The 299-nt window shown below is 43.8% G+C and carries 1 protein-coding gene; it reads right to left on the reverse strand.

What is annotated here, in order from left to right; all coding sequences use genetic code 11:
- Window positions 1–299 (reverse strand): hypothetical protein (locus CXF54_RS12990; RefSeq protein WP_157823463.1); only part of this gene is annotated, 299 nt, incomplete at both ends.

Here is a 299-nt window from a genome sequence, read left to right on the forward strand (position 1 = left end):
CGCTAAAGCCTGCAACATCTCCGTCTGCATCAGTAATCACGTTTACTGCTCCAACTGGAACTACTAAACTTACACTTGTTGCATCTATAGCTCCGTCTGAATCGCTATCATTTACCACTACATCAACTCCAACTGTTGACCCTACTGTGTTAGCGCTACTTAAATCATCAACCGCAACTGGTACTACTACTGGGTAGTCTACACTTACCGTTGCTGGTGCTGATGTTCCGCCATCATTATCATCTACTGTATATGTTATTGGTGTTGGATCACCTGTAAAACCTGACTCTGGTGTGAAG

The organism is Olleya sp. 1-3, assembly GCF_002836085.1.
Classification (GTDB): Bacteria; Bacteroidota; Bacteroidia; order Flavobacteriales; family Flavobacteriaceae; genus Olleya; species Olleya namhaensis.